Below are 1662 nucleotides of genomic sequence, written 5' to 3'. Positions count from 1 at the left end.
CGAGCGCATAACCCACGCCTCGTAAATCTTTTGGCTTTTATTCAGCAAGCCCTAACTATAATAACGCTCCACAAGTGCTGCCGATGATTATGATCAACAATCCCAGCGGTGAAGTTTATCAAGCGGGAATTGCTAAAATGAAAGAGGTGATTGAAAAGCGGGCGCAACAAGTCGCCTCGGATTTAGATTTAGAAACAGAGTGGTTTGATACCAAAGAAACAGTAGAAAGGCTGTGTTTGATGAGTGGAGGTCACGTCAGAAATTTGCTGTTGATGTTGCAAGGAACCATAAATGAGACAGATGATTTGCCAATTACTGGAAAAGCGGTACAAAGGTCGATTACGAACACGCGGGATGTCTACCGCAGAACTGTTGACAAAGATGACTGGTCAATTTTAGCAAAAGTATTTATTACTCACCGGATACTCAATGACAAACAACACCGCGATTTGCTATTTAACCGCTGTATTTTGGAATATCACTACTATGATGATGAGGAAAACAAGCAGGTTTGGTATGATGTTCACCCGCTGATTAAAGATATTCAGGAATTTAAGGAAGCTGGCTAACCCTGAGAGATCCCCCTAAATCCCCCTTAAAAAGGGGGACTTTGAGTAATTTCTTGTCCCCCCCTTTTTAAGGGGGGCTAGGGGGGATCGGAATTAATTAAGGATATTTCGCTATACTTTAGCCATGACGCCAGAAGCAATCGATTGGGACGAAGATTTGCCACCAGCAACACCAGAGGAGGAATATCAGACTCTGGTACGCACTCTCAAGCGAACAGATGGATTTAGCTTGTTGTTTGTTGAGTGTTTACCGGCGGAAGGGAAACGCTTGATTGAAAAAGTTCAAGCAGATGTATCGCAGAAAAAGATTCAGGTGTTGGCGCTGGATAAGTCTGTTTATAATTTTTATAACATCATTGAAGAGTTGCCAGAACGAGATGAAATTAATATCTTATTTGTGACAGGCTTAGAATATTCACTTTATGAATACGAACAAGAGAAAAGGGAACTTGGCTGGGAAAGTAAGGATATTTATTCTTACAGTTGGCTGGGTGTGCCACCTGTTTTAATTAATCTCAACCAGCAGCGGGAAAGATTTAGAGATAATTTTAATATTTGTTTTGTATTTATTTTACCTCGTTTTGCCGTGGATTATTTGATTCAGCGTGCACCGGATTTCTTTGATTGGCGATCTAGTTTATTTAAGTTGCCGATGGATCGAGAAAGCTTGCAAGCGGAATCAATGCAGGCTTGTTCGGAGAGATGGAAGCTAGAAGAATATCTAGCTTTGACTCCTCAAGAACGGAAAGAGGAATTGATGAGGATTCAAACTTTAATTGATGAGGATCGGCAAACACCTGAACAAAAAGCTGAATTGTTTTTTGAACAAGGTTTATTGTATCGCTCTGCTGAACAATATGCAAAGGCGATCGCCTCCTTCGACAAAGCCTTAGAATTCAAACCAGACAAACACGAAGCCTGGTACAATCGGGGCAATGCACTGGATGATTTAGGCAGGTTAGAAGATGCGATAGCCTCCTACGACAAAGCCTTAGAATTCAAACCAGATTTACACGAAGCCTGGTACAATCGGGGCAGTGCACTGGATGATTTAGGCAGGTTAGAAGATGCGATAGCCTCCTACGACAAAGCC

Annotated in this window: 2 protein-coding genes; both read left to right on the top strand. The window is 41.9% G+C overall.

Going from position 1 to position 1662, the window contains the following annotated elements; all coding sequences use genetic code 11:
- Positions 1-83: 83 nt before the first annotated feature.
- Positions 84-569 carry a hypothetical protein gene (locus QT974_RS32905; protein ID WP_333472562.1) on the top strand — a complete coding sequence of 162 codons (486 nt, stop codon included), beginning with the start codon at positions 84-86 and terminating at the stop codon, positions 567-569.
- Positions 570-693: 124 nt separating this feature from the next.
- Positions 694-1662 (top strand): tetratricopeptide repeat protein (locus QT974_RS32900; protein ID WP_333472561.1); only part of this gene is annotated, 969 nt, incomplete at its 3' end.

Origin of the sequence: Microcoleus sp. BM001215392 (genome assembly GCF_036700185.1) — a bacterium.
Lineage (GTDB): Bacteria > Cyanobacteriota > Cyanobacteriia > Cyanobacteriales > Microcoleaceae > Microcoleus.
Note: the sequence above shows the minus strand (reverse complement) of the source record. Positions and strands in the feature narration are given on the sequence as shown.